The organism is Staphylococcus sp. 191, assembly GCF_011174885.1.
GTDB classification, from domain to species: domain Bacteria; phylum Bacillota; class Bacilli; order Staphylococcales; family Staphylococcaceae; genus Staphylococcus; species Staphylococcus coagulans.
In genome coordinates this window covers 37,205-60,878 of the sequence record NZ_PNRJ01000003.1, presented here as the reverse complement: position 1 = coordinate 60,878, position 23,674 = coordinate 37,205, and the positions used below count along the sequence as shown (strand labels likewise).

24 protein-coding genes and 1 pseudogene are annotated in these 23,674 nt (G+C 34.9%); 16 read left to right on the top strand and 9 right to left on the bottom strand.

Annotation, left to right across the window (positions count from 1 at the left end; translation table 11 throughout):
* Positions 1-128 precede the first annotated feature (128 nt).
* From yidC to C1H58_RS03440, 6 genes are all read left to right on the top strand, one after another.
* Positions 129-986: a membrane protein insertase YidC gene (yidC, locus tag C1H58_RS03465; protein ID WP_165545412.1), complete on the top strand. Its 858-nt coding sequence runs from the start codon at positions 129-131 to the stop codon at positions 984-986.
* A gap of 295 nt (positions 987-1,281) precedes the next feature.
* Positions 1,282-2,163: a ribose/proton symporter RbsU gene (gene rbsU / locus C1H58_RS03460; RefSeq protein WP_165545342.1), complete on the top strand. Its 882-nt coding sequence runs from the start codon at positions 1,282-1,284 to the stop codon at positions 2,161-2,163.
* Positions 2,164-2,181: 18 nt separating this feature from the next.
* Entirely contained in the window at positions 2,182-2,586 is a 405-nt protein-coding gene (gene rbsD / locus C1H58_RS03455) for a D-ribose pyranase (protein ID WP_165545341.1), read from the top strand.
* A gap of 241 nt (positions 2,587-2,827) precedes the next feature.
* The gene (gene argF / locus C1H58_RS03450; protein ID WP_165545340.1) at positions 2,828-3,832 is read left to right on the top strand and encodes an ornithine carbamoyltransferase; all 1,005 of its coding nucleotides are present in this window, start codon (positions 2,828-2,830) and stop codon (positions 3,830-3,832) included.
* A gap of 15 nt (positions 3,833-3,847) precedes the next feature.
* Positions 3,848-4,780, top strand: a complete 933-nt coding sequence (gene arcC, locus C1H58_RS03445) for a carbamate kinase (protein WP_165545339.1) — start codon at positions 3,848-3,850, stop codon at positions 4,778-4,780.
* Positions 4,781-5,327: 547 nt separating this feature from the next.
* Positions 5,328-6,902, top strand: coding sequence for a YfcC family protein (locus C1H58_RS03440; protein ID WP_060830484.1), 1,575 nt, complete (start codon positions 5,328-5,330; stop codon positions 6,900-6,902).
* A gap of 123 nt (positions 6,903-7,025) precedes the next feature.
* Here C1H58_RS03440 and C1H58_RS03435 read toward each other — a convergent pair whose 3' ends face one another.
* Positions 7,026-7,760 carry an NAD-dependent protein deacylase gene (locus tag C1H58_RS03435; RefSeq protein ID WP_165545338.1) on the bottom strand — a complete coding sequence of 245 codons (735 nt, stop codon included), beginning with the start codon at positions 7,758-7,760 and terminating at the stop codon, positions 7,026-7,028.
* A gap of 213 nt (positions 7,761-7,973) precedes the next feature.
* Between C1H58_RS03435 and C1H58_RS03430 the strand changes: the two genes are divergently transcribed.
* Entirely contained in the window at positions 7,974-8,846 is an 873-nt protein-coding gene (locus C1H58_RS03430; RefSeq protein WP_165545337.1) for an alpha/beta hydrolase, read from the top strand.
* A gap of 540 nt (positions 8,847-9,386) precedes the next feature.
* On the opposite strand, the gene C1H58_RS03425 is transcribed toward C1H58_RS03430, so the two are convergent.
* The 4 genes from C1H58_RS03425 to C1H58_RS03410 form a co-directional block, all read right to left on the bottom strand.
* On the bottom strand, positions 9,387-9,929 hold the full coding sequence (locus tag C1H58_RS03425; RefSeq protein ID WP_165545336.1) for a TetR/AcrR family transcriptional regulator: 543 nt from the start codon (positions 9,927-9,929) through the stop codon (positions 9,387-9,389).
* Positions 9,898-10,293: a DUF3147 family protein gene (locus tag C1H58_RS03420; RefSeq protein ID WP_050329680.1), complete on the bottom strand. Its 396-nt coding sequence runs from the start codon at positions 10,291-10,293 to the stop codon at positions 9,898-9,900. The genes C1H58_RS03425 and C1H58_RS03420 overlap by 32 nt, the downstream gene beginning before the upstream one ends.
* Positions 10,294-10,308: 15 nt before the next feature.
* Positions 10,309-10,671: a DUF3147 family protein gene (locus C1H58_RS03415; RefSeq protein ID WP_060829193.1), complete on the bottom strand. Its 363-nt coding sequence runs from the start codon at positions 10,669-10,671 to the stop codon at positions 10,309-10,311.
* 294 nt (positions 10,672-10,965) lie between these two features.
* Positions 10,966-12,144, bottom strand: coding sequence for a PrsW family intramembrane metalloprotease (locus C1H58_RS03410; protein ID WP_165545335.1), 1,179 nt, complete (start codon positions 12,142-12,144; stop codon positions 10,966-10,968).
* 209 nt (positions 12,145-12,353) lie between these two features.
* On the opposite strand from C1H58_RS03410, the gene C1H58_RS03405 reads away from it, so the two are divergent.
* Entirely contained in the window at positions 12,354-12,827 is a 474-nt protein-coding gene (locus C1H58_RS03405; protein WP_165545334.1) for a peptide-methionine (S)-S-oxide reductase, read from the top strand.
* Positions 12,828-12,915: 88 nt separating this feature from the next.
* On the opposite strand, the gene C1H58_RS03400 is transcribed toward C1H58_RS03405, so the two are convergent.
* Genes C1H58_RS03400 through C1H58_RS03385 form a run of 4 tightly spaced genes read right to left on the bottom strand, consistent with a single transcriptional unit; the run spans position 12,916 to position 16,212 of the window.
* Positions 12,916-13,518: a response regulator transcription factor gene (locus C1H58_RS03400; protein WP_165545333.1), complete on the bottom strand. Its 603-nt coding sequence runs from the start codon at positions 13,516-13,518 to the stop codon at positions 12,916-12,918.
* On the bottom strand, positions 13,515-14,615 hold the full coding sequence (locus tag C1H58_RS03395) for a sensor histidine kinase (protein WP_165545332.1): 1,101 nt from the start codon (positions 14,613-14,615) through the stop codon (positions 13,515-13,517). The genes C1H58_RS03400 and C1H58_RS03395 overlap by 4 nt, the downstream gene beginning before the upstream one ends.
* Positions 14,612-15,349 (bottom strand): ABC transporter permease, encoded by a 738-nt coding sequence (locus C1H58_RS03390; protein WP_425353371.1) that lies wholly within the window; start codon positions 15,347-15,349, stop codon positions 14,612-14,614. The genes C1H58_RS03395 and C1H58_RS03390 overlap by 4 nt, the downstream gene beginning before the upstream one ends.
* A complete protein-coding gene (locus C1H58_RS03385; protein ID WP_165545331.1) occupies positions 15,346-16,212 on the bottom strand; it encodes an ABC transporter ATP-binding protein in 867 nt (288 codons plus the stop codon). Before C1H58_RS03385 ends, C1H58_RS03390 begins: the two co-directional genes overlap by 4 nt.
* Positions 16,213-17,162: 950 nt before the next feature.
* Here C1H58_RS03385 and C1H58_RS12315 point away from each other — a divergent pair.
* The 8 genes and pseudogenes from C1H58_RS12315 to csm5 all read left to right on the top strand — a co-directional run bounded on the left by C1H58_RS12315 (position 17,163) and on the right by csm5 (position 23,670).
* Positions 17,163-17,489 carry a CRISPR-associated endonuclease Cas1 gene (locus C1H58_RS12315; RefSeq protein ID WP_242680155.1) on the top strand — a complete coding sequence of 109 codons (327 nt, stop codon included), beginning with the start codon at positions 17,163-17,165 and terminating at the stop codon, positions 17,487-17,489.
* Positions 17,477-18,070 (top strand): type II CRISPR-associated endonuclease Cas1, encoded by a 594-nt coding sequence (cas1, locus tag C1H58_RS03380; protein ID WP_242680170.1) that lies wholly within the window; start codon positions 17,477-17,479, stop codon positions 18,068-18,070. The genes C1H58_RS12315 and cas1 overlap by 13 nt, the downstream gene beginning before the upstream one ends.
* Complete coding sequence (gene cas2, locus C1H58_RS03375; RefSeq protein WP_165545330.1) at positions 18,070-18,375, top strand: CRISPR-associated endonuclease Cas2; 306 nt, start codon at positions 18,070-18,072, stop codon at positions 18,373-18,375. The genes cas1 and cas2 overlap by 1 nt, the downstream gene beginning before the upstream one ends.
* A gap of 13 nt (positions 18,376-18,388) precedes the next feature.
* Positions 18,389-20,665, top strand: coding sequence for a type III-A CRISPR-associated protein Cas10/Csm1 (gene cas10, locus C1H58_RS03370; protein ID WP_165545329.1), 2,277 nt, complete (start codon positions 18,389-18,391; stop codon positions 20,663-20,665).
* Between the two features lie 2 nt (positions 20,666-20,667).
* A pseudogene (gene csm2, locus C1H58_RS03365) lies at positions 20,668-21,094 on the top strand (type III-A CRISPR-associated protein Csm2).
* 1 nt (position 21,095) lies between these two features.
* A complete protein-coding gene (gene csm3 / locus C1H58_RS03360) occupies positions 21,096-21,740 on the top strand; it encodes a type III-A CRISPR-associated RAMP protein Csm3 (protein ID WP_165545328.1) in 645 nt (214 codons plus the stop codon).
* Between the two features lie 10 nt (positions 21,741-21,750).
* Entirely contained in the window at positions 21,751-22,659 is a 909-nt protein-coding gene (gene csm4, locus C1H58_RS03355) for a type III-A CRISPR-associated RAMP protein Csm4 (protein ID WP_165545327.1), read from the top strand.
* Between the two features lie 3 nt (positions 22,660-22,662).
* A complete protein-coding gene (csm5, locus tag C1H58_RS03350) occupies positions 22,663-23,670 on the top strand; it encodes a type III-A CRISPR-associated RAMP protein Csm5 (RefSeq protein WP_165545326.1) in 1,008 nt (335 codons plus the stop codon).
* Positions 23,671-23,674: the final 4 nt, after the last annotated feature.

Below are 23,674 nucleotides of genomic sequence, written 5' to 3'. Positions count from 1 at the left end.
ATGGATTATGATACTATCAAAAGATAGACACAATAAAACAAAACTGTCAAATGAATCGTGCGGTATCTTTGACGCTAAGTGGATACAACAGATTATGTGTCGACAAATTAGGAAAGGCAGATTGAATGATGAAACTCAAATACATACTGTTATTAGGTTTAACTACAGTCTTATTAGCAGGTTGTGACTACTCAAAAAGTGAAAACAGAACGGGCTTTTTCTATAATACTTTTGCGCAACCGATGGATCATTTATTACATTGGTTAGGTAACCATCTCAACCATAACTATGGGCTTGCGATTATCATTATCGTCCTTGTGATTCGTTTTGTAATGTTGCCATTTATGTTAAGCCAAACTAAAAATGGTCAAATGATGCGTAGAGTAATGGAAATAGCAAAGCCTGAAATGAACGCTGTACAAGAAAAAGTGAAACGAGCGCGGACACAAGAAGAAAAAATGGCAGCCAACCAAGAAATGATGGAAGTCTATAAGAAATATGAATTTAATCCGTTTAAAAGCATGTTAGGTTGCTTGCCAATTTTAATTCAAATGCCGATTTTATTTGGCTTATATGTTTCTTTAAAATGGCCATCACACGGCGGTATTACGGAACATCCGAACTTTTTGTGGTTTCATCTCACGCAGCCTGACATTTTAATTACTGTTATTGCCGGTGTTCTTTACTTTTTACAATCACTCGTGAGTTTAGAAAATATGCCAAAAGAACAACGACAAATGGGATATATGATGATGATTATCTCACCAATTTTTATCATTTATATTTCATTAACTTCTGCCTCAGCGTTAGGTTTATATTGGTCTGTGTCAGCCTTGTTTATGATTGTTCAAATGTTTTTGGCAAACCGATATTATGGTGCCTATGCCGAACAAGAAGTTAAAAGAATTAAAGCGAAATTGGATAAAACATCAGGTAACGGTAAAAAAGGTAAAAATACTCAGGTTGTTTCTAAAAAGAAAAAATAACAAATTGATGAAAGCAAAGCTTGGTAGCAGATTCAAATGTTGCTAAGCTTTTTTCAAATGGATTCGTGTGACGTGATGGGGATGTAAGTAGAAGACATCGTTTATATAAAAATGAGAATAAATGAAATTCTCATAAATCTGTGACAAGTTTGTTTCATTTTTTTAAATTTTAAAATAATCATTTTCAATTTTGACAAAAGAAAGTTTATGTATTTATATATAAGTGTTATATTTTAATACATAGACTTGTTAAAGAAAAAATAAATTGTTTAATAGAGATAGAGGAGTGTAATTAATGAACATGGTCGCATTATTGATTGGATTAGGACCACTCATAGGTTGGGGTCTTTTTCCTACCATCGCATCAAAATTTGGAGGTAAACCAGTCAATCAGATTATCGGTACTACAGTCGGAACGCTGATTTTCGCAGGTGCCTTTTTCATATTTACAGGTAGAGATTTTCCTACTGGGATGGATTTATTTTTTGCATTACTTTCAGGTGCAGGTTGGTGTTTTGGTCAAATCATGACATTCAAAGCTTTTGAATATGTCGGTTCTTCCCGAGCGATGCCTGTAACGACAGCTTTCCAATTGTTAGGTGCATCACTTTGGGGTGTATTTGCATTAGGGAACTGGCCAGGTTTGACAAACAAACTGATTGGGTTTGCCGCTTTAGTCGTTATTTTAATCGGTGCCCGCATGACTGTTTGGAGTGAAGATTCTAAAGAAGCAAGAAATAATGACTTGAAAAAAGCTGTGGTTATCTTATTAATTGGTGAAATTGGATACTGGCTTTATTCAGCAGCACCGCAAGCGACAGATATTGGAGGTAAAGCCGCATTTTTACCACAAGCAATGGGAATGGTGCTTGCTGCTGTCATTTATGGTTTGATGACAATGAAAAAAGATAATCCTTTCAACAAAAAGGTCACTTGGCTACAAATCATTTCAGGTTTCTTCTTCGCTTTTGCCGCGTTGACATATTTAATCTCTGCACAATCGGACATGAATGGTTTAGCAACAGGTTTCGTATTGTCTCAAACATCTGTGGTTTTAGCAACATTAACAGGTATTTATTTCTTAAATCAACGCAAAACTCAAAAAGAAATGTTGGTCACTATTATTGGTTTAGTATTAATTTTAGTAGCCGCAACGGTAACGGTGTTTATTAAATAATAGCCAGAGGTGAGGATAATGAAAAAATCAACTATGCTCAATAGCCATGTTTCTCAAGCCATCGCAACGATGGGGCACTTTGACTTATTAACAGTCAATGATGCAGGGATGCCGATTCCAAATGATGAGAGAAGAATCGATTTAGCCGTAACAAAAGGATTGCCTTCTTTTATCGATGTATTGGCAGCTGTTTTAGATGAATTGAAGATTCAAAAAATCTATTTGGCGGAAGAAATTAAAACGCATAATGCTGCACAATTGAAACAGATTAAAACATTGGTCAATCAAGATGTAGAAATTGCGTTTATCCCGCACTCAGAAATGAAAGCGTATTTGAGTCATCCGTTGAATAAAGGCAATATCCGCACAGGTGAGATTACCCCGTTTTCGAATATTATTTTGGAATCTAATGTCACATTTTAATTAAAACTTTTTAAAGTCCTTCCAAATCATTCGTTTTGAATGTCCTTGGAGGGGCTTTTTTAGGTTCGCTTGAAGCGTCCAATTGTTGGCTGTTTTGGCATTGCGTCAATCTCCACAGCTTTAAGATATTAAAATACAAAATACTACAATAAGTAAAATAATAGTGTAAAATGTATTGACGAATTGGAAAGAAAGCGGTTACAATTAGTGTGAAATCAATCACAAAGGAGTTGTATGGATAATGCAAAATTTAAGAAATAGAAGCTTTCTCACTTTACTTGATTTTACAAAGGAAGAAGTTGAGTTTTTATTGAACCTTTCTGAAGATTTGAAAAGAGCGAAATACGCAGGTATTGAGCAACAAACATTGAAAGGGAAAAATATTGCATTAATTTTTGAAAAGGACTCAACTCGCACACGTTGTGCATTTGAAACAGCTGCCTATGACCAAGGGGCACGTGTCACATATCTTGGTCCTACAGGTAGTCAAATGGGCAAAAAAGAAACAGTCGCGGATACAGCACGCGTATTAGGTGCTATGTATGATGGCATTGAATACCGAGGATTTTCACAACGTACGGTTGAAACGTTAGCAGACAAATCAGGTGTTCCTGTTTGGAATGGACTTACAGATGAAGATCATCCAACACAAGTATTAGCCGACTTTTTAACAGCTAAAGAAGTTTTGAAAAAGCCTTATCATGACATGCATTTTACTTATGTAGGAGACGGGCGCAACAATGTAGCCAATGCTTTAATGGCAGGTGCAGCGATTATGGGCATGCGTTTCCATTTAGTATGTCCGAAAGCATTAAATCCAACAGATGTATTATTAAATCGTTGTAAAGCACTCGCTAAAGAAAATGGTGGCGAAATTGTAGTGACAGATGATATCGATGAAGGCGTAAAAGGTTCAGATGTGATTTATACAGACGTTTGGGTGTCTATGGGCGAACCTGACGAAGTTTGGAAAGAACGTATTGAACTATTACAACCTTACCAAGTTAACCAACAACTTATTGAAAAAACGCGCAATAAACATGTCATTTTTGAACATTGCTTGCCATCATTCCATAATACGGACACGAAAATTGGTAAAGAAATCTATGAAAAATACGGTCTCAAAGAAATGGAAGTCACAGACGAAGTATTTGAAAGCAAACATTCAGTTGTTTTCCAACAAGCCGAAAACCGTATGCATACGATCAAAGCAGTGATGGTCGCAACTTTAGGAAATATTGGATAAGGGAGGTCTAACGGTATGGCTAAAATCGTAGTCGCGCTAGGGGGTAACGCTTTGGGAAACTCCCCAGCAGCGCAATTAGAATTGGTCAAAAATACTGCGAAATCATTGGTTGCTTTGATTGAAAAAGGCAATGAAGTTGTGATTAGTCATGGCAATGGACCACAAGTAGGCAGTATTAATCTCGGATTGAATTATGCCGCAGAACATGAACAAGGGCCACCTTTCCCATTTCCAGAATGTGGCGCTATGAGCCAAGCTTATATTGGATATCAACTTCAACAAAGTCTTCAAAATGAACTACACCAACTGGGGATTCACAAACCTGTCGTTACGGTGGTGACACAGACATTGGTTAACAAAGATGATGTAGCATTCAGCCATCCAACAAAACCAATAGGCATGTTTTATGACAAAGCGCTTGCAGAGACCATTGCTAAAGAACGGCACTATACTTTTGTTGAAGATTCTGGGCGAGGCTATCGTCGCGTTGTGCCGTCACCTGAACCAATTGAAATTGTCGAACTACAAAGTATTGCTGCTTTAATTGATCAAGGCAATCTCGTCATTTCAAGTGGTGGCGGGGGCATCCCTGTCGTAAAAGATCAAGATGGCACACTTCACGGGGTGGATGCTGTCATTGATAAAGATAAATCAAGTGCCTTATTAGGAGCCGAGTTACAATCTGATCAGCTCGTCATTTTAACGACAGTCGATTATATTTATTTGAACTATGGTAAAGCGAACCAAGAGGCATTGAAAAATGTGACTGTTTCTGAAATGGAATATCATATTAACGAAGGACATTTTGCGCAAGGAAGTATGCTTCCAAAAGTAGAAGCTTCGTTAGCTTTTATTAAAAATAACCCTAAAGGTGAAGTGATTGTTACGTCATTAGAACGATTAGATGACGCATTAAACGGGCAAGTAGGCACAGTCATAAAAAAATAAATTTGTGACCGTAAGATGCGCGATGGAATGCACAACCGCACAAGTCTGAACCGTTTGTACAATACCGTCATTGTCACAACGTGTTCAGGCTTTTTTAGTGTCAAAACATAGGAATTGTTTAAAAGCCTAACGTGAGGATAATCTAATTTATTGAAAAATGACATGTTAGGGTATAAGTAGATAGGACTTTAAATGTATGCAGTCAAATGATTCAAGCGCTATATGCAAAGGCGTAGAATAGGTGATCACACCGACACGTCTATCGTTCAAAGATGACTCGAATCAACGCATCGTCTACTTCCCATTTCTGAACGGCGCCATAATGTAAATATAAAGAAAGGGTCTGTATATGCGTTTTGCTGTATCTATTTTTCATATTGAGATAGGCAAAAGCGTCGATTCATTACGGATTGTCTTATTTTATCATCTTCCTACAACATAGAATCTTCATCATTTTATAGTGTTTGAATTCTATTTTTATCGCCGCATTGCGGCATCTTGTCAAAAGGAGATGACCATCATGGAGGATACGAATCCACCTGTGAACATGAAAGACAAAAATCAACCACATGATCATGATGCAACGCCACATAAAAAGAAATTTAAACTCAAAATGCCAGGTGCATTTGTGATTTTATTTATCTTAACCGTTGTGGCTGTACTTGCGACGTGGATGATTCCAGCGGGGGCTTATTCAAAATTATCATATGAACCTTCTTCACAAGAACTCAAAATTGTAAACCCACATCAAGAAGTTAAGAAAGTGCCAGCAACGCAACAACAATTAGATCAAATGGGTGTAAAAATTAAAATCGAACAGTTTAAATCTGGTTCGATTAACAAACCTGTTTCTATTCCAAATACTTATGAACGCCTTAAACAAAAACCAGCAGGACCGAGTGAAATCACAAATGCAATGGTCGAAGGAACGATTGAAGCGGTCGATATTATGGTCTTTATCTTTGTGCTCGGTGGCTTAATAGGCGTTGTCAGTGCCAGTGGCTCTTTTGAATCCGGATTGCTGGCATTAACGAAAAAAACAAAAGGGCATGAATTTTTACTTATCTTCATGGTTTCTATTTTGATGGTACTTGGTGGTACACTCTGTGGTATTGAAGAAGAGGCGGTCGCTTTTTATCCAATACTGGTACCAATATTTATTGCGATGGGTTATGACTCTATCGTCAGTGTCGGAGCAATCTTTTTAGCCAGTTCGATAGGGACGACCTTTTCTACGATTAATCCATTCTCAGTCGTCATTGCTTCAAATGCAGCAGGGATTACCTTTACAGAGGGACTCTATTGGCGTGTTGCTGGCTGTATCGTCGGGGCTATTTTTGTTGTCGGTTATTTATATTGGTATGCTAAAAAAATCAAAAAAGATCCAAAAGCTTCTTATGCATACGAAGATCGAGAAGCGTTTAATGAACAATGGTCTGTTATGGGGAAAGACGAACATGCTGATCATTTTACTTGGCGTAAAAAAATCATCTTAATCTTATTTGTGATTCCGTTCCCATTAATGGTTTGGGGTGTCATGACACAAGGTTGGTGGTTCCCTGTTATGGCTTCTATGTTCCTTGCAGTGACGATTATTATTATGTTTATTGCGGGTACAGGTAAGCACGGATTAGGAGAAAAAGGAACCGTCGACGCCTTTGTGAACGGGGCATCAAGCTTAGTGGGTGTTTCACTCATTATCGGTCTCGCACGTGGGATAAACTTAGTCATGAATAAAGGACTCATTTCAGATACGATACTCCATTTTTCATCGACGCTCGTGCAACATGTGAATGGTCCATTATTTATTATCATTATGTTATTCATCTTCTTTTTCTTAGGATTTATTGTGCCTTCATCATCTGGCCTTGCTGTACTTTCAATGCCCATTTTTGCGCCACTTGCGGATACTGTCGGTATACCACGATTTGTAATGGTGACAGCGTATCAGTTTGGTCAGTATGCGATGCTATTTTTAGCACCAACAGGACTGGTTATGGCAACACTACAAATGCTTGATATGAAATATTCACACTGGTTACGTTTTGTTTGGCCGGTTGTCTTATTCGTACTCGTATTTGGAGGCGCGATGTTAATCACACAAGTTCTCGTTTATTCATAAAAAATAAACCGGTGAAGGCCGAGATCGAGTGCCTTCATCGGTTTAATGATTTATTTTAGGCATACATGTTATCATCGCTTTAATCATCATAACGCAGTTATGTCTAAAATGGTTATTTGCCACTTAGTCCAACTGTTGTAGCGCTTCAATGACACCTACCATATCATCGTGAATGACTAAGTTAGCACGACTGTCATAAGGGGTAGAATCTCTGTTGATAATCACAAGGTTTTCTCCTTCAAATTCGGAAATTAAACCTGCTGCAGGTTGGACAACAAGTGATGACCCTAACACGACGAGTGTGTCCGCTGCTTTGATTTTAAAAATCGCATTTAATAAAGTAGACTGATCCAGTGCTTCGCCATAAAGCACGATATCAGGACGAATCGGACTACCATTACTGTTACTCCGATATAAATTTTGTGCGATGACCTCTTCTTTCGTATAAGTTTCATTGCCTTCTACCGCATAAAAACGATTTAACGTCCCATGCAGTTCATCTACATGGTGACTACCTGCATCTGTATGCAATCCATCGATATTTTGAGTGATCACACCGAGTGAACGTTTCTTTTTTTCTAATTGTGCAATCCACTGATGGACAGGATTAGGCGCTTTATCCGCAAATAATAAATATTGATGACAGAAATCCATAAATCCAATTGGATCACTGTGTAAATAATCCGCACTCAACAAATATTCAGGAGAATATCCTTTTTTAGAAATTTCATCATATAAACCTCCAATAGAGCGGAAATCAGGAATACCGCTTGCTACAGAGACACCAGCCCCAGTGAAAAAAACAATTTTATGAGACTGATTAATGATCGTTTTTAATTGCGCAATATTTTCATCCATACCTTTTCACTCCAATTCATTAAAGTCTTCCGTAGATTTGTTTTTAATACATTACGGTAATAATATATTCATTTTAACAAATATGTAATTTTTAAGCGAAAAGCGTAGAATAGGATGAAATTAAAAAGGGAATAAAAATGTGTAAAGCCAATCTGAGGCTTTTTTGAGCTAGTTCCTTTATACTAATAAAAAAGAGAGAATAGAGGTTATGCAATGAAAAAGAAATGGGTTTGGGGCACCGCTGTTTTAATCGTTGTCTTAATCGTTGGATTGTTTGTTGCAGTTTCGTTTAATCGCCATCAGGCTAACTCTAAAAATTACCACAACACGAAGCTTGTGAAAAATCAGACACCCACATTATTTTTACATGGCTATGGCGGTAGCATTAATTCTGAAAAATTTATGGTTAAAGAGGCAAAAAATCAAGGTGTCACAGATGATGTGATGAGAGCACAGGTCTCTGACAAAGGTGATGTCACATTAAAAGGGAAATGGTCAAAAGACGCAATAAACCCAATTGTACAAGTTGAATTTGCTGATAATAAAAACGAAGATCCAGTAGAAAATGCAAAATGGTTTAAAAATGTGCTCGAAAAACTGCAAGATGAATACGATATTAAAAAATTCAACTTTGTAGGTCATTCAATGGCGAATATGTCGTTTGCGCACTATATGTTGTTATATGGTGAAGATCAGTCCTTGCCGAAATTGAATAAACAAGTCAATATAGCAGGAACATTTAATGGCGTCATTAATGTTAATGAGAAGGTTAATGAAATTAGTGTAGATAAAGAGGGTAAACCAAGTCGAATGAATCCACCTTATCAAAAGCTACTTAAATTGAAATCGATTTATAAAGGTAAAGATATTGGTGTATTAAATATTTATGGTGACTTGGAAGACGGCACGCACTCTGACGGCAGTGTGTCCGTAAGCTCTGCAAAATCTTTAAAATATCTAATAGGCGATAGTCCGAAATCATACAAAGAATTAGAATACAAAGGGAAAGAAGCAGAGCACAGTGAATTACATGAAAATAGTGATGTTGCCGATCAAATCATCCAATTTTTATGGGGTGAAATGTAGTATGTCATTTGCTCTCAACGAATAATGAAATGAGATAGCGTTCTAAAAGAGGTATCATATAAAAATCATTGATGAACTTGCCTCCATGAACTCGCTTGCTTAGGGGCTGAAGTCTCAACTAAATTTGGCTTAATTGATACAGAAACCTGCTGAAGCCCAATTGGATTTTGGGTGCAATATAGAAATATCATGTGCAACAAATATTTCGTTGTATTGCCCCCGCAAAGCTGACTAGACTTCACAAAAGCGAGTTTTGAGCTCATGTGAAGTCAGACAGCCACTGCGTAAAACATGAATCACGATTAGAATAGGTAGACAAGTTTTGGTTTTTTCACTCATCCCCTCAAGCGTCTCGTTCATTGTGGCAATCATACGCAATATACTTTCAATTAATGATCGGTCACTTATTCTTAAACAATTAAAACATATAGCAGCTGAGACGTATCCCGTTCAAAAACAAGAAAAGCACTCCAAAATCTGTTCTAAAGATTTTTGGGGTGCTTTTCTTTGAAAACTAAAACCGGATGTCCTAGCTCCGTTTTATATTAAATCATAGGCTTGCAATACTTTCGTAAGTATCGTTTCGATGTACGATTCATTAAGAATATCTGGCTTAATTAGAATGTTAAAATAAATGGGTGAGAAAATAAGGTCAATTAACATATCTTCATCTTCACTATGAATGTGTGGTTCAATGATTGATTTTAAGATGGCACGCTTTTTCAAAAAATATTCTTCCATAAAGCGCCCTTTCGCATCTGTATCGTGATGACTGACTAAAATTTCAATTACAGCAGTGCCAATAGGTGTCTTATATATGTTCATCATTGTCACGAGAAAGCGATACAAATCATCATATAAATTTAAATACGCTGGATGAAATGTTTCAGCACGTTCTAAAAATAAATCCATAATGATAAATGATTTGTCAGACCAACGACGGTAAATCGTTGCTTTGGAGACGCCTGTATTTTCTGCTATTTGATCGACTGTGATTTGGTTTAAATTATAGTCGACGAGTAACCGTTCAATTTCTGCATAAATTTTTTGATTAACCGTGGGATCTTTGGGTCTTCCGGCCATAATGACCTCCTCTGCTTCTATGTCCTATCCATTCTACAATTTCTAATATTATCATTGCACTTATAAACCACGCAACAAATCCTACTGCGATACTTATCAACCAGAGATGTGTCACTTTTAACATTTCCCAAGTTACAACAATATCAACCAGGACGCCCATCATACCAAAAATTGCACCCCGACTGACATGTACGGCAACAGTGTCGCCAAATTCCATTCCAGATAAATACATAGATACAAGAAAAACGGCTGGGAATGTAGCAAAAATGCCACCAAACTCTTTCCAAGGTAAGACTTGTGAAACGATATAACTTAATACGACTGTAAAGCCACCTACGATAAACTTAATTAATGCCGATTTCACTATTCTTCGCGCTCCTTAAATGAGATGTTGTAGACCGAACAATGCACAAGAGATGACGAGCCAACACAAAACTGAAAAAACAGTGCCTTTTTGAAAGCCATGTTTATGAATATAAAGGGCAGTGAGGCCAACAGTTACGATACAAGATAAAATACCTAAAATGGCTCCGGTACTTAGATGAATCGACATTTGCACTAGTGTTTCACCACGATGATCAATCGCTAGCGCAATGATTGCAGCTAAAAAGACGGCTGGCATTGTCGCAATGACACCACCAATTTTTCCACCTGCTTTTCCAGCAATTATGGAGGCTGAAGCAACAGCAAAGCCCCCAATTAAAAAGCGTAGTAGGACACTTGTTAAAGAAATCCCAAACATGAACGTGCGCCTCCTTAAGACGTCATTATTAAACGAAACGTTTCGTTTAATAATATCGTAACGCGCATTATTTTTAATGTAAAGGGTTTAAGAGAAGTGACACGGAATAGGCATATTTGATTTCGTAATCCATTCTTAGGGCTTGTTTCAAATTTAGAAAAAGCTTTTGTCAAAATGAGGCGGGCAAAGTAAAAAAGACTGAAAACGTATACTTCAGTCTTTTTTACTTGCTATGAAAAGAGCTTATTATGAAAGTTAACGGTATCGCTCATTTTTATTGTTGTGTGACCCAAATTATTCCTGCGCTTGTGTCTGATGGGCTTCGTTCATTTTCATGGCTTCCATTTGAAGTTGGGTCACTTGGCTTAGACCGGCTTTCATTAAGATAAAAGTCAGTAACCAACCTAATGTAATGAGTAAGATTGACTTGAGGATACCGTCTTCTGCAATGGGCATGTCCCATACTGCATGCAAGGTCACAGCTGCGCCAAAGAAAAAGAGGAAGCGTTTATCTGCGAGATGTGCCCAATTGAATTTTTGACTCCCTTTAGTAATGACGACGGCAGCGCCAACAATAGCGGTCCAAACATTGTGTGAACCAATACCTGTCCAAGCGCGTAACCAAATCACTTGCGTCATGACGTCAAATCCTTCAGGAATGAATCTAAAAATGTAACCCGCTGATTCAAATACTTCAAATCCTGTTCCAACAGCAGCACCAATTAATAACCCGTTTAAAATTTTGTATGTATTCATGCGTTGAATGAAATAAATCGTCACGATCGCTTTGCCCAACTCTTCGACAATACCGATAAGAATGGCACTAAAAATAGTAATATCATCAGAAACTGGCACAAATTCGTATAACGTTAAAGTGCTGATAAGTGACAATACGCCACCAATGAAAAAGATTTTAAAGACAATGGCGATACTCATATTTTTAAATGCGTTAGATTCAAAAAAGAAAATTAATACAGGAAGAGGCACAGTAAGTGCACCGATAAAAATTAAACCACCTATGCCGTTAGGATTTCCAAAAAAAGCGACCATTATCCATAACAAAGCAAAAACAGTGGCAAGACCAAGAAATATTCTTGAGAACAGGAAAGGTTTCGCCCATTCTTTTGATACTTCATCGAGTTGTGGTGTCGTATATTCAGTACCCGCAATGAAAACCTCGTCCATTTCTTGTTTTGTGTGGGGTTTGAATACTTCTGAAAACATATCGGCGAGGTTGATTTTTAAAACTTCATCATTTCCCGCAAGTTTACCGATAGAACGCGTTGTGTTATTAAATAAATTTTTGAATTCTTGTGTTAAGCTAATATTATCAATCGTTTTTTGTTCAATGGTTTCTGTATCTTGATGGTGTTGTTCTTTGGTATGCGATTGAGGCGCATCAAGTGGTTGTTCACTTTGTTGACTTGCGTCTTTTTGTTCGTGAACCTCTTGATTTTCAGGATGATCTTTCAAAAGTATCGACTCCTTTCAAATAAATTTATTATATCACAAGCATTATATGTGAAATTTAAAAGAGAGTCTATTAATAGATTATTAAATATGACAGTATTCAAATAGAGATTTACTTTAATATCAAAATTTTAGAAATCATTAAAATCTAGGCACTCACGAGATGAGTGGCGCATGTTATAGAATATATAGTGAGGATGTGGAGGGGTACAATGGAAACGATATATTTAGCAGGAGGCTGTTTATGGGGCGTCCAAGCTTTTATTAAAACATTACCCGGCGTTGTGGCAACGGAAGCTGGGCGTGCAAATGGGAGGACGCAAACACTTGATGGTCCGTACGATGGTTATGCGGAGTGCGTTAAGACGTCATTTGATCCGGATTGTGTCGATGTTTCGGAACTGATGACCTATTTGTTTGAGGTGATTGATCCATATAGTGTCAATCATCAAGGTGAAGATAGGGGTCCCAAATATCGGACGGGTGTTTACAGTGAAGAGGTCAAGCATTTAGAGTGTGCACGTCAATTTATTGCACGCCGACCAGACCATGCACGTATTGCGGTAGAGGTCAAACCGCTATCCAACTATATTGCCAGTGCTGAGATTCATCAAGATCATTTAGATAAGTTTCCACATGATTATTGTCATATTCCACAACATTTAATTAAAAAATATCAAAATTGAAGTGTTGAAACGAGATGAAAGGATGGATGTCATGTTGACTTTGTAAAGAGACGAAATGTATGTCTTAAAATAGATGTTAAAGTCATCATTATACCCATCCTTTATCATGTGCTTTTTTCCAAGCATCGAAGCGGTTGTCAGCTTCCAATTTATCAATAATTGTCGATGTGTAATTACGAATGGTGCCGTCAGATAAATATAAAGTTTCGGCAATTTCACGGCTTGAAAGCCCTTTACCAATTTCTTTTAGCACACATTGTTCTTTTTCTGTCAGTGGATTGCGTTCCGAAAAGATGGTTGTCATCAACGCTTCACTATATTCTTTTTGACCTGACATGACGTTATTAATCGTATGGATGAGTTCATCGATTGAGCGTTCTTTTAATACATAAGCATCAACATCATAAGCAACGGCTTTTTCGAAATAACCCGGTCGTTTGAATGTCGTAACGATAATGACTTTAATAGGGATGTTCTTTTCTCGGATTTGTTGTAAGACTTCTAAGCCTGTTAATTCTGGCATCTCAACATCTAAAATAAGCACATCAGCCTCTGTTTCTTGCGCTACTTTGAGTGCGCTTTTACCATCTCCAACATCTGCAATGACATGAATGTGTTCATGCATTTCAATGAGTTGAACCATGGCTTGTCTTAACATTGTTTGATCTTCAGCGATGATCACATGAATCATGATAGAAATCCTCCCCCATGAGGTATTGAAATTGTCATATGCAAGCCAGCCTGATTTTCTACTTCTAAAGCTCCTCTTAATAAAGCAACTCGGGCTTCGATACTTTCTAAATGCACATTAGTATCAGTGACTCCTTTTCCATTATCATGAATTGTTAGCACAATCTCTTTATCACGACGAGATAATGAGGCACTGACTTTTGTCGCTTCAGCATGCTTAATGACATTGTTGATGGCTTCTCGAAGAATCATCGTTAATAAGGCTTGTTTCGTTGGTGGCAATGATTGAGATAAGCTGGCATTGTCAAAATGAAATTCCAAATTCGCATTTTTTAAGAGTGTTTCTAATGCGGTCACTTCTTCAACGAACGAGCGTGTCTTTAAGTTATGAATAATCTCTCTAATTTGAGTTAAGGCCTCTTTTGAAATTTGATTGACTTCTATCATTTCAGCTTTGGCTTGTTCAAGGTCTCGGTCGATGAGTTTGATCGCAAGCTCTGATTTTAAGCTCAGACTTGCAAAAACATGACCTAATGTATCGTGCAAATCTTGACCAATGCGATTGCGCTCTTGATCAGCGATTAATACGTTGATATGCTCATTTTGTGCGTTAATCTCTGATTGGTACGCTTGCTCTGTCACACGTTTAAAATTTGAGAACATAATTAAATTCATGACAAAATAATAAATGATTAACATCACAATATAAAATGGCTCCGAATAATAGAGAAACGTCACGATAAGACAGAGGAGCATGGTTGCTAAAAAGGTGAAATATTCTTTAGACCATAACTTGACGCGAAAAGTTAAAGGAAGCGCAAAAACACTATAAAATAAAAATAAGGACGACGTGGGATTAATTGCATAAACAAAATAAATAATCCCTAAATAATGTAGGACAAGTAAAAAATAAGACATCCATGGTTTTAAAGCGCGATGACCGATAATCAACGTCGTATAAACAATACTAAAGATGATAAAAACAACAATTAGGAACACGGTATTACCTTGATTACGATTTAAAAATAAGGCAAGAAATGGAAATAACAAATAGATTAAGCTGGATAAATGACCCGCGTCTAAATCTAGTTTTTTCATTGAGACACATCTCTTCTTTTTTGAATATATAAAGCGATACTTAAGAAAATCATACTATATAGAAGTAATATAATGAAAGCGCTAATCGCAAAAGAATCGTTTTGTCCTAAATCGGTTGCTAATTTTTTTAAATGATATGTAGGTGTTAGGTGAGCAATCGGTTTCATAAAAGATGGGAAGGTGTCAATCGGAAACCAGAGACCACCTAAGACAGCTAAACCTAAATATAGAATATTACCGATTCCACTCGCTTTCTGGGTATCGTTGATTTGTGCTAATAGCACGCCAAGTGATAGAAACAAACTTGCGCCAATCCATAGAACGACGCCTGATAAAATCCATTGACTGAGGGATAAATGAACGCCTTTATAAAAGGCAGCAGTCCCGAATATAATAAAAATGGCTAAAACAAACTGAAACATTGTTTTAATAATTTTTACGCTGAAATAGTCAAAGGGTTTGAGTGGCGTAGTCATGAGGTTTTTATACCAACCTTTTTTGCGTTCATCGATGAGTTCAAGCGGAAATGAGAATAAGCAGAAACTCGTTAAACTGAATGTCGTCATGCTATACATAACATTTTTATTAATTTCAGCCATCTCAGCTTCAGGTGCTTGGATGATCGATGTAAATAATAAGTAAAATGCTAAAGGTATAAAAATCGATAGTATCAATCTTGTTTTAAAACGGAATAGTAAACGTAATTCTGATAATAAATATGCAAAACGCATCATTGATCCTCTCCTTGTTTGTCCTCATTGAAAATAATCTCAAGCAATGAATTTTTGCGAATTTCGATATCATCAAGGTTCACATTTAAAGCAAGTAACTTTTCAAGAATTTGTTGGACATGATTTGTCTTAATGTGTAGACGTTGTTGCACACGCGTTATTGTTTCATGTGGAAATTGCTGTTCAAGTGGTATTTGGGGTACTGGAATATCAATCATCGAAAAATGTTGTTGCTGTTTAATATTTCCCGGGGAATCATTGAATACAATTTGGCCTTTGTTGAGTACAATCACTTGATCGGCCATTCTTTCTACCTCTTCGATATAGTGAGACGTGTAAAAGAGCGTCAGTCCCTCTACTTTTAATTGCGAAATGACTTTCCAAAAATGTTGTCTCATTTGGACATCCATCGCACTTGTAGGCTCATCAAGAATAAGGCATCGTGGTTTGCTTATCATAGTTAAAGCGAAATCTAGAATACGTTGTTGTCCACCTGATAGTTCAGTCGCAAATTTTTGTAACTCTGCATCGTTAAAACGCGTGATGTCTTGGAATTTTGCCAAAGAAAGCGACTGAGGATATAATTTTGAAAACAATTGATAAAGCTCTATGACTTTCATACGTTCAGGGAAGGTTGTACGTTGAAAAAGCACGCCTAACCGTTCGGGATGTAATAAGTGTGAAGGATCTTTAATTATGCCACTATCGGCGTGTCGATCACCAATCAATAAATCAATTAGTGTGGATTTACCGGAGCCATTCGGACCAATTAATGCAGTACAAATGCCTTCTGTTATCGTAAAAGAAACATCATTGACCGCTTTTTGTTGCTGATATTGTTTCGTGATATGTTCGATTTGAATCATAATCCTGCACATCCTTTGAATAAGTTAACTTAATTGTAAAAAAGTAAGGGATCTATTGTTAGTGAGGATTGTCATCACTGCATCATGACATTTGTCATCATTTATGTTGGGAAGGATAATGTGAAGATGTATATTTGTATAAAAGAAAACCCGAGGCATGGAAATACCTCGGGTTGAATAATCTTTATAATTAAGGTCCATCTGTTAAAGTTCACGTTAAGTCCGTTTGATAATCACCTGCAGCAGCGTCGATTGGATTCATTTTCATTAGAATTCCTGTATTGTCATCTTCTTATTTTTGAAAAATAGTTAAACTAATCTAATACTTAAATATAAAATCTAGTTTAGGCAGTATGCGATTAAAAATGTAAAAAGACAGTGTGTTGAAGAATTATTGAAATTGAATTCCATAGAACATGAAACTAATAAAAAGGACATCATGTATAGAAAGGTTTATGTTACTCATATTAAATATTTCAGGTTTTAGTCGTGTAAGAATTTGAAATCACTCTTAATTATAGTTTCTAAAGGTAGTTTTAAAGGCAATAAAAAATGTATTAATGAGGTACTTTTGCTTATACCTATTTCAATTTTAAGTATCTATAATTTTTTTCTTAGTTAAAGTAGAATAAGTTGATAAGAATAGTGTATAATTAATATTGTATAAATCTAAATTTTTTTAATTACCTATAAATGGTTTTAACCAATGTTAATGACAGTTACTACTAAAATTATGGAAAAGGGGATTTTTATTAAAAAAATTAATTGAAGCGATTTCAAAATTTGCGAAGCAGACAATTTAGGCACTTAGTAGATAGATATCAACCAGATTATTCTTTTTAATCGTCGTTGAAAAGAGTATTTTTGTTAGACTCAAGTATTTATATTCAATCATTCTAATTGAGAGGTGATTTTTCTAATTAATTATTTGTGAATGGTGGGGATAATTATTGAAAGATATTATTTACGTAGAAAATCATTACTTTGTAACTGTTAAGAATGAAAGTATTAAGTTTAAAAATGTTGTTGAAAAGAATGAAAAATTTTATTTATTGGAAGAGATTGAAGCTTTGATATTTGATATGCCTAGAAGTTATTTATCTCAAAAATTAATTATTAAATGTATTGAGTATAATATTCTCATCTTATTTTGTGATTTGAAGCATTCACCAACAACTGAAATTATTTCTAACTTTGGTATGTTGAATCGATTACAACGGATTCAACATCAATTACAACTTTTAAGTAAGACAAAAGATAGGATCTGGAAAAGATAGTAGTAAATAAAATAGCGAATCAAGCAAAATGTATTGAAAATAATATCAATAATATACCTGTTGCAAAGGCTATATATGAATATTCTAAAGATGTGGGGCCATCTGATCGAACAAATCGTGAATCTGTTGCAGCAAGACTGTATTTTCAAAATTTGTTTGGAAAGAAATTTAAGCGTGGAAGATATGATGATAAGATTAATTCAGCACTTAATTATGGATATTCTATTCTTCGATCTTTCATAAAAAAAGAACTTGCTATCCACGGTTTTGAAATGAGTTTAGGAATCAAGCATCATTCCACTGAGAATCCCTTTAATTTAGCGGATGATATTATTGAGTGTTATAGACCTTTCGTAGATAGTATGACATACGATTTAATTTTCAATAAACATATTACAAATTTTGGTGTTACAGAAAAGAAGATGATGCTACAAATTTTATACGAAAATTGTTTAATAGATAAGAAAATCGTAAGGCTGACAGATGGAATTAAAATAACAGTTCAATCTTTAATAAAATGCTGCGAAGAAAATACGCCAACGCATTTACTTTTGCCCAAGTTAATTGAGGTGGGGAATTAGTGATTTTATTAGTTTGCTTTGATTTGTCAAGAGAAACCAAAATTGATCGAAAAAAGGCGAATAAATATAGAGAGAGATTATTAGAGTTAGGCTTTAGTATGAAACAATTTAGCTTGTATGAGAGATATATAAGCACGGCTCAGAAAAAAGATAAGCTATTAGAAATTCTCCAAAGAGAAATACCTGATACTGGCTCAATTACACTTTATATGTTGCCAGATGAAGTTAATGATAATCAAATTACGATACTCGGCAAAAATGTGGAATTGATCAGGCAAAGAGAGCCAAAACTTATTGTTTTATAAGACGGAGGATATTATGAAAAAGAAAACTTTGTTAATGTACGGATCGTTATTACATGATATTGGGAAGATTATTTATAGAAGCAATAATCATCCATTTGCTAAAGGGACACATTCTAAACTAGGAAGACTTTTTGTATCGAAATTTTCTGAATTCAAAGATAATAAAGAAATTTTAGACTGTATTTCATATCATCACTATAAAGAACTATCAAAAGCCAAATTAGATAAAGATAGTTTGGCATATATTACTTACATCGCTGATAATATCGCGAGCGGTGTTGATCGTAGAGATATTGTGGAAGAAGGTGATCAACAAGATGAAAAGCATGCTTTTAGTTTTGATAAAAGCACACCATTATTTAGTGTTTTTAATATCGTAAATTCACAAGAAAAAGGCCAAACACAAGGAAAATTTAGCTTTAGTAAAGCCAGTCATATAGAATACCCTAAAAAAGAAGAGATTCAATATACAAGTGGGAATTATACACAATTGATGGAAGATATGAAACAAGATTTAATGCAGAAAATAAGAATCAATGAAGATTATTTCCCCTCCCTTTTACAGTGGACAGAAAGTTTATGGCAATATATTCCAAGTTCAACCAATAAAAATCAACTGGTAGATATTTCTTTATATGATCACAGTCGTATTACGTGTGCGGTAGCTTCATGTATTTATGATTACTTAGCAGAAAAAGAAATAAATGATTTTCAAAATGAGCTTTTTTCAAACTATAAGAAAACTCAAGATTTTTATGATAAGAACTCATTTTTATTGTTAAGTATGGATATGAGTGGAATACAAGAATTTATTTACAATATAAGCGGATCAAAAGCTTTAAAAAGTTTACGATCTAGAAGTTTTTATTTAGAAATAATGTTGGAAGTTATCGTTGATGAATTTTTACATAGGATTAATCTGAGTAGGGCAAATTTACTCTACACAGGAGGGGGACATGCATATCTATTATTGCCTAATACAATATATGTTCGAGAAAAAATTGATGAGTTTCAAACTGATATAAAAAAAGAGTTTATACAAGAGTTTACAGCGGATTTATCATTATCAATTGCTTATGAAGTTTGTAGTGGTAATGATTTAATGAATTCGAATGGTAATTATAAAGCAGTCTGGCGTAATGTCAGTAGTAAGCTATCAGATATGAAGGCGAAAAAATATACGGCCAAAGATATTCTTAGTTTTAATAATTTACATTCACATGGAGACAGGGAGTGTAAAGAATGTTTACGAAGCGATATTGAAATTAATGAAGAAGGATTATGCTCGGTTTGTGAAGGGATTATAAATATATCTAATGATTTAAGAGATAAGTCTTTTTTCATTGTGTCAGAGTCAGGAAAATTAAAGATGCCATTTAATAAGTATTTATCTGTTTTGAATCATCATGAAGCTGAAAAATTAGCGAATCAAAAAATGAATACGAAGATCTACAGTAAGAATGAGCCTTTTGTTGGTCAAGATATCTCGACTAATCTATGGATGTGTGATTATGATTATGCTAGTCAACATGAGGAAATGAAACATAGTGGAATCAGTAGTTATACCGAGAGAAGTTTAGGTATTAGACGATTAGGCGTAGTACGTGCAGATATTGATAATTTAGGAACAACATTCATTTCAGGGATACCAGAAATTTATAATTCACTATCTCGAACAGCCACATTGTCTAGACAATTATCATTATTCTTTAAATATGAACTCATCAATATATTAAAAGGTTATCAAATTACAGCAATATATGCAGGTGGAGACGATTTGTTTCTGATTGGAGCGTGGGACGATATTATCACAGCAAGCATCCATATTAATAATAAATTCAGCGAGTTTACACTAGGAAAACTGACAATATCGGCTGGGATAGGAATGTTCAGTGCTAAATATCCTGTTTCTAAGATGGCTTTTGAGACCGGGCTACTAGAAGAAGCTGCAAAAACCGGAGAAAAAAATCAGGTGGCTTTGTGGATAGATGAAAAAGTATACAGTTGGAAAGAATTAGAAGAAAAAATACTAAAAGAAAAATTAATGCTTATACAGCAAGCATTTAAAGATACTGATAAGCATGGTAAAGCATTTATTTATAAAATACTTTCACTTTTAAGAAATGAGGATTACATAAATATCGCGAGACTAGCATACTTATTGTCAAGAAGTGAAATGCCCAATAAATTCAGTTCTTTGATTTTTAAATGGGCACAAGATGAACAGGATAAGGCTGAATTGATTACAGCTTTAGAATATTATGTTTACCAAATAAGGGAGGTCGAATAATAATGATTTTAGCTAAAACTAAGAGTGGTACTATTATCGATTTGAATTTTGCACATGAAGTAATAAAAAATAATGTAAAGCAAAGTAAAAACAAGCAAGGAAAGAACAAAGAAGAATTGTTTGATGGGTTAACGACAAGTAAATTGAGAAATTTAATGGAACAAGTCAATAGACTCCACACTATCGCATTTAACTCTAATGAAGATAAGTTGTCTGAAAAATTTTTGGACGAATTAGAATATCTGAAAGTCAAATTTTATTATGAAGCTGGAAGAGAAAAAAAGCGTAGATGAATTTTTAAAGAAAACGTTCATGTTCCCTATAATAGATAAAGTTATAAAAAAAGAATCTCGAAAATTTTTCTTAGACTATTGTAAATATTTCGAAGCACTAGTTGCTTTTGCTAAATATTATCAAAAGGAGGATTAATATGTATTCAAAAATTAAAATTACAGGAACGATTGAAGTTGTCACAGGATTGCATATAGGGGGTGGTGGTGAATCAAGTATGATTGGTGCAGTAGATTCACCAGTTGTTAAAGATTTACAGACGAAACTACCAATTATTCCTGGAAGTTCAATAAAAGGTAAGATGAGAAGTCTTCTTGCTAAAAACTGTGGTTTAAAGATAAAGCAAGAGAGTCATAATGATGATCATGAACATGTTTTAAGACTATTTGGTTCGAGTGAAAAAGGTAACATTAAAAGAGCAAGATTACAAATATCAGATGCATTTTATTCAGATAAAACTCAAAAAACATTTGCTGAAAAGGACATTTCTTTTACGGAAACAAAGTTTGAAAATACAATCAATCGCTTAACTGCAGTAGCTAATCCAAGACAGATTGAGAGGGTTACAAGAGGTTCTGAGTTTGATTTTACATTTATTTATAACGTAGATGATGAAGGAGAAGTTGAAAAAGATTTTGAAAATATTGAAAAAGCATTATCTTTGTTAGAAAATGATTACCTTGGAGGTGGAGGAACTCGAGGTAATGGTCGGATTCTATTCAAAGACATCAGTATTGAAACGGTAGTAGGAGATTATGACAGTTCTAAACTTAGAATAAAGTAGGTGAGATTGTATGAATATTGAAATATTTAAGTTGCATTTTAAAACACCTGTCCATTTCGGAAAAAAAAGACTGTCGGATGGTGAGATGACAATTTTAGCCGACACTTTATTCAGCGCACTTTTTATTGAATCATTGCAATTAGGAATAGATACAAATTGGTTATTAAACGATATAGTTATAAGCGATACTTTTCCTTTTGAATCAGAATTATACTATTTGCCTAAGCCACTTATCAAAATTGAGTCAAAAGATGAAGGAAATCATAAGGACTTCAAAAAATTAAAGTACATCCCAGTTTATCATTACTTAGATTACATTGAAGGTCATTTACATGCTGAGGATGCTAAAGATTTGAACGAAATTTTTAATATTGGTCATTTCTCACTGCAAACAAAGGTCGCACTGATTAACCAAGAAAATAATCCTAATGCAGATAGTGAGCCTTACTCTGTAGGTACATTCACCTTTGAAGAGAATGCAGGACTATACTTTATTGCTAAAGGATCAAATAAGGCGTTAGAATACTTGAAGCTAGTTATGAATGCTTTGCAATTTTCTGGAATTGGAGGCAAACGTTTTTCTGGACTTGGAAGATTTGAACTAGAAACTACAAATCATGAAGGTATAAATAAGCTTTTAAGTAATCAGGGAAGCAAACACATATTATTATCAAGCGCTATGGCAAAAGATTATGAAATTGAAGATGCCTGTGAAGAAGCGCGATACGCTTTGAAGAAGCGTTCAGGTTTTATTCAGTCAATTAATTATTCAGATAATATTGTTAAGAAAAATAATTTTTATAGTTTTGCTGCGGGATCGGTTTTTATCAACTCTTTTGAAGGTGGTATTTTTAATGTGGGTGTTGATGGTCAACATCCAGTGTATCAATATGCGAAACCACTGTGGCTTGAGGTTTAATATATGAGTATTAAAGTGTATGAGGCAACAATAAAGACTGTAGGTCCTGTCCATATAGGTTGTGGTCAAACCATTCGAAAACAAGACTATATCTATGACTTTCATAAATCCAAAGTACATATAGTTAACGGGGCAAAATTAGTTAAATTTTTAAAGAACAAAGGTTTATTAGATTCTTATCAAGAATTCTTAAGACGACCGCCAAAAAATCCTAGAGAGAGTGGATTAAAGAATTATTTAGACGCACATCGTATTAAACAAGAAGAGTGGAAATCTTTTATCAAATTTTCTGAACATGTTAATCAAGGAAAAAAACATGGTTCATATAGACCTAAGCCACTTAATGATATTCATTTAATGGTTAGAGATGGACAAAATCAAGTCTATATACCTGGTAGCTCGGTTAAGGGGGCATTAAAAACTGCTATCATATCTAAGTATCAAAATGAAGCACAGAAAGATATTTTTAGTAAAATTAAAGTAAGTGATTCAGAACCTATTGATGCATGCCACTTAGCAGTATATCAAAAAATAGATATTAACAAAGTTGAAAAACCTATGCCATTATATAGAGAATGTATTGAGGCTAATACTGAAATTAGATTTACACTATCACTTGAAGATGAAGTATTTACAATCGAAGACATAGAAGAATGTATTCAATCATTCTATAAAAATTACTACAATGAATGGTTAATTGGCTTTAAGGAAACAAATGGTGGCAGACGCTTTTCAATAGATGGTGGCGTACCTAATTTAATTGGAAAAAATGTGTTGTATCTTGGTGCTGGCACAGGATTTGTGAGTAAAACTACACATTATCAACTGAAAAATAGATCGCAAGCTAAAAAAGATACTTTTGAAATATTAAAAAAGAAGTTTTCTAAAACATATCGGAAAATGAAAGAAATACCTAGCAATGTACCAGTAGCATTAAAGGGAACTATAAATGAAAATAAAAAGGAAAGTTACCAACAGGGTATGTGTATTATTTCGTTTAATAGCAAGTAATAAG

Excerpts from the sequence above, each read along its gene's own strand:
- yidC (WP_165545412.1), top strand. The coding sequence starts at position 129 with ATGAAACTCAAATACATACTGTTATTAGGTTTAACTACAGTCTTATTA.
- rbsU (WP_165545342.1), top strand. The coding sequence starts at position 1,282 with ATGAACATGGTCGCATTATTGATTGGATTAGGACCACTCATAGGTTGG.
- rbsD (WP_165545341.1), top strand. The coding sequence starts at position 2,182 with ATGAAAAAATCAACTATGCTCAATAGCCATGTTTCTCAAGCCATCGCA.
- argF (WP_165545340.1), top strand. The coding sequence starts at position 2,828 with ATGCAAAATTTAAGAAATAGAAGCTTTCTCACTTTACTTGATTTTACA.
- arcC (WP_165545339.1), top strand. The coding sequence starts at position 3,848 with ATGGCTAAAATCGTAGTCGCGCTAGGGGGTAACGCTTTGGGAAACTCC.
- C1H58_RS03440 (WP_060830484.1), top strand. The coding sequence starts at position 5,328 with ATGAAAGACAAAAATCAACCACATGATCATGATGCAACGCCACATAAA.
- C1H58_RS03435 (WP_165545338.1), bottom strand. The coding sequence starts at position 7,760 with ATGGATGAAAATATTGCGCAATTAAAAACGATCATTAATCAGTCTCAT.
- C1H58_RS03430 (WP_165545337.1), top strand. The coding sequence starts at position 7,974 with ATGAAAAAGAAATGGGTTTGGGGCACCGCTGTTTTAATCGTTGTCTTA.
- C1H58_RS03425 (WP_165545336.1), bottom strand. The coding sequence starts at position 9,929 with ATGGCCGGAAGACCCAAAGATCCCACGGTTAATCAAAAAATTTATGCA.
- C1H58_RS03415 (WP_060829193.1), bottom strand. The coding sequence starts at position 10,671 with ATGTTTGGGATTTCTTTAACAAGTGTCCTACTACGCTTTTTAATTGGG.
- C1H58_RS03405 (WP_165545334.1), top strand. The coding sequence starts at position 12,354 with ATGGAAACGATATATTTAGCAGGAGGCTGTTTATGGGGCGTCCAAGCT.
- C1H58_RS03400 (WP_165545333.1), bottom strand. The coding sequence starts at position 13,518 with ATGATTCATGTGATCATCGCTGAAGATCAAACAATGTTAAGACAAGCC.
- C1H58_RS03395 (WP_165545332.1), bottom strand. The coding sequence starts at position 14,615 with ATGAAAAAACTAGATTTAGACGCGGGTCATTTATCCAGCTTAATCTAT.
- C1H58_RS03390 (WP_425353371.1), bottom strand. The coding sequence starts at position 15,349 with ATGATGCGTTTTGCATATTTATTATCAGAATTACGTTTACTATTCCGT.
- C1H58_RS03385 (WP_165545331.1), bottom strand. The coding sequence starts at position 16,212 with ATGATTCAAATCGAACATATCACGAAACAATATCAGCAACAAAAAGCG.
- cas10 (WP_165545329.1), top strand. The coding sequence starts at position 18,389 with ATGAAAAAGAAAACTTTGTTAATGTACGGATCGTTATTACATGATATT.
- csm3 (WP_165545328.1), top strand. The coding sequence starts at position 21,096 with ATGTATTCAAAAATTAAAATTACAGGAACGATTGAAGTTGTCACAGGA.
- csm4 (WP_165545327.1), top strand. The coding sequence starts at position 21,751 with ATGAATATTGAAATATTTAAGTTGCATTTTAAAACACCTGTCCATTTC.
- csm5 (WP_165545326.1), top strand. The coding sequence starts at position 22,663 with ATGAGTATTAAAGTGTATGAGGCAACAATAAAGACTGTAGGTCCTGTC.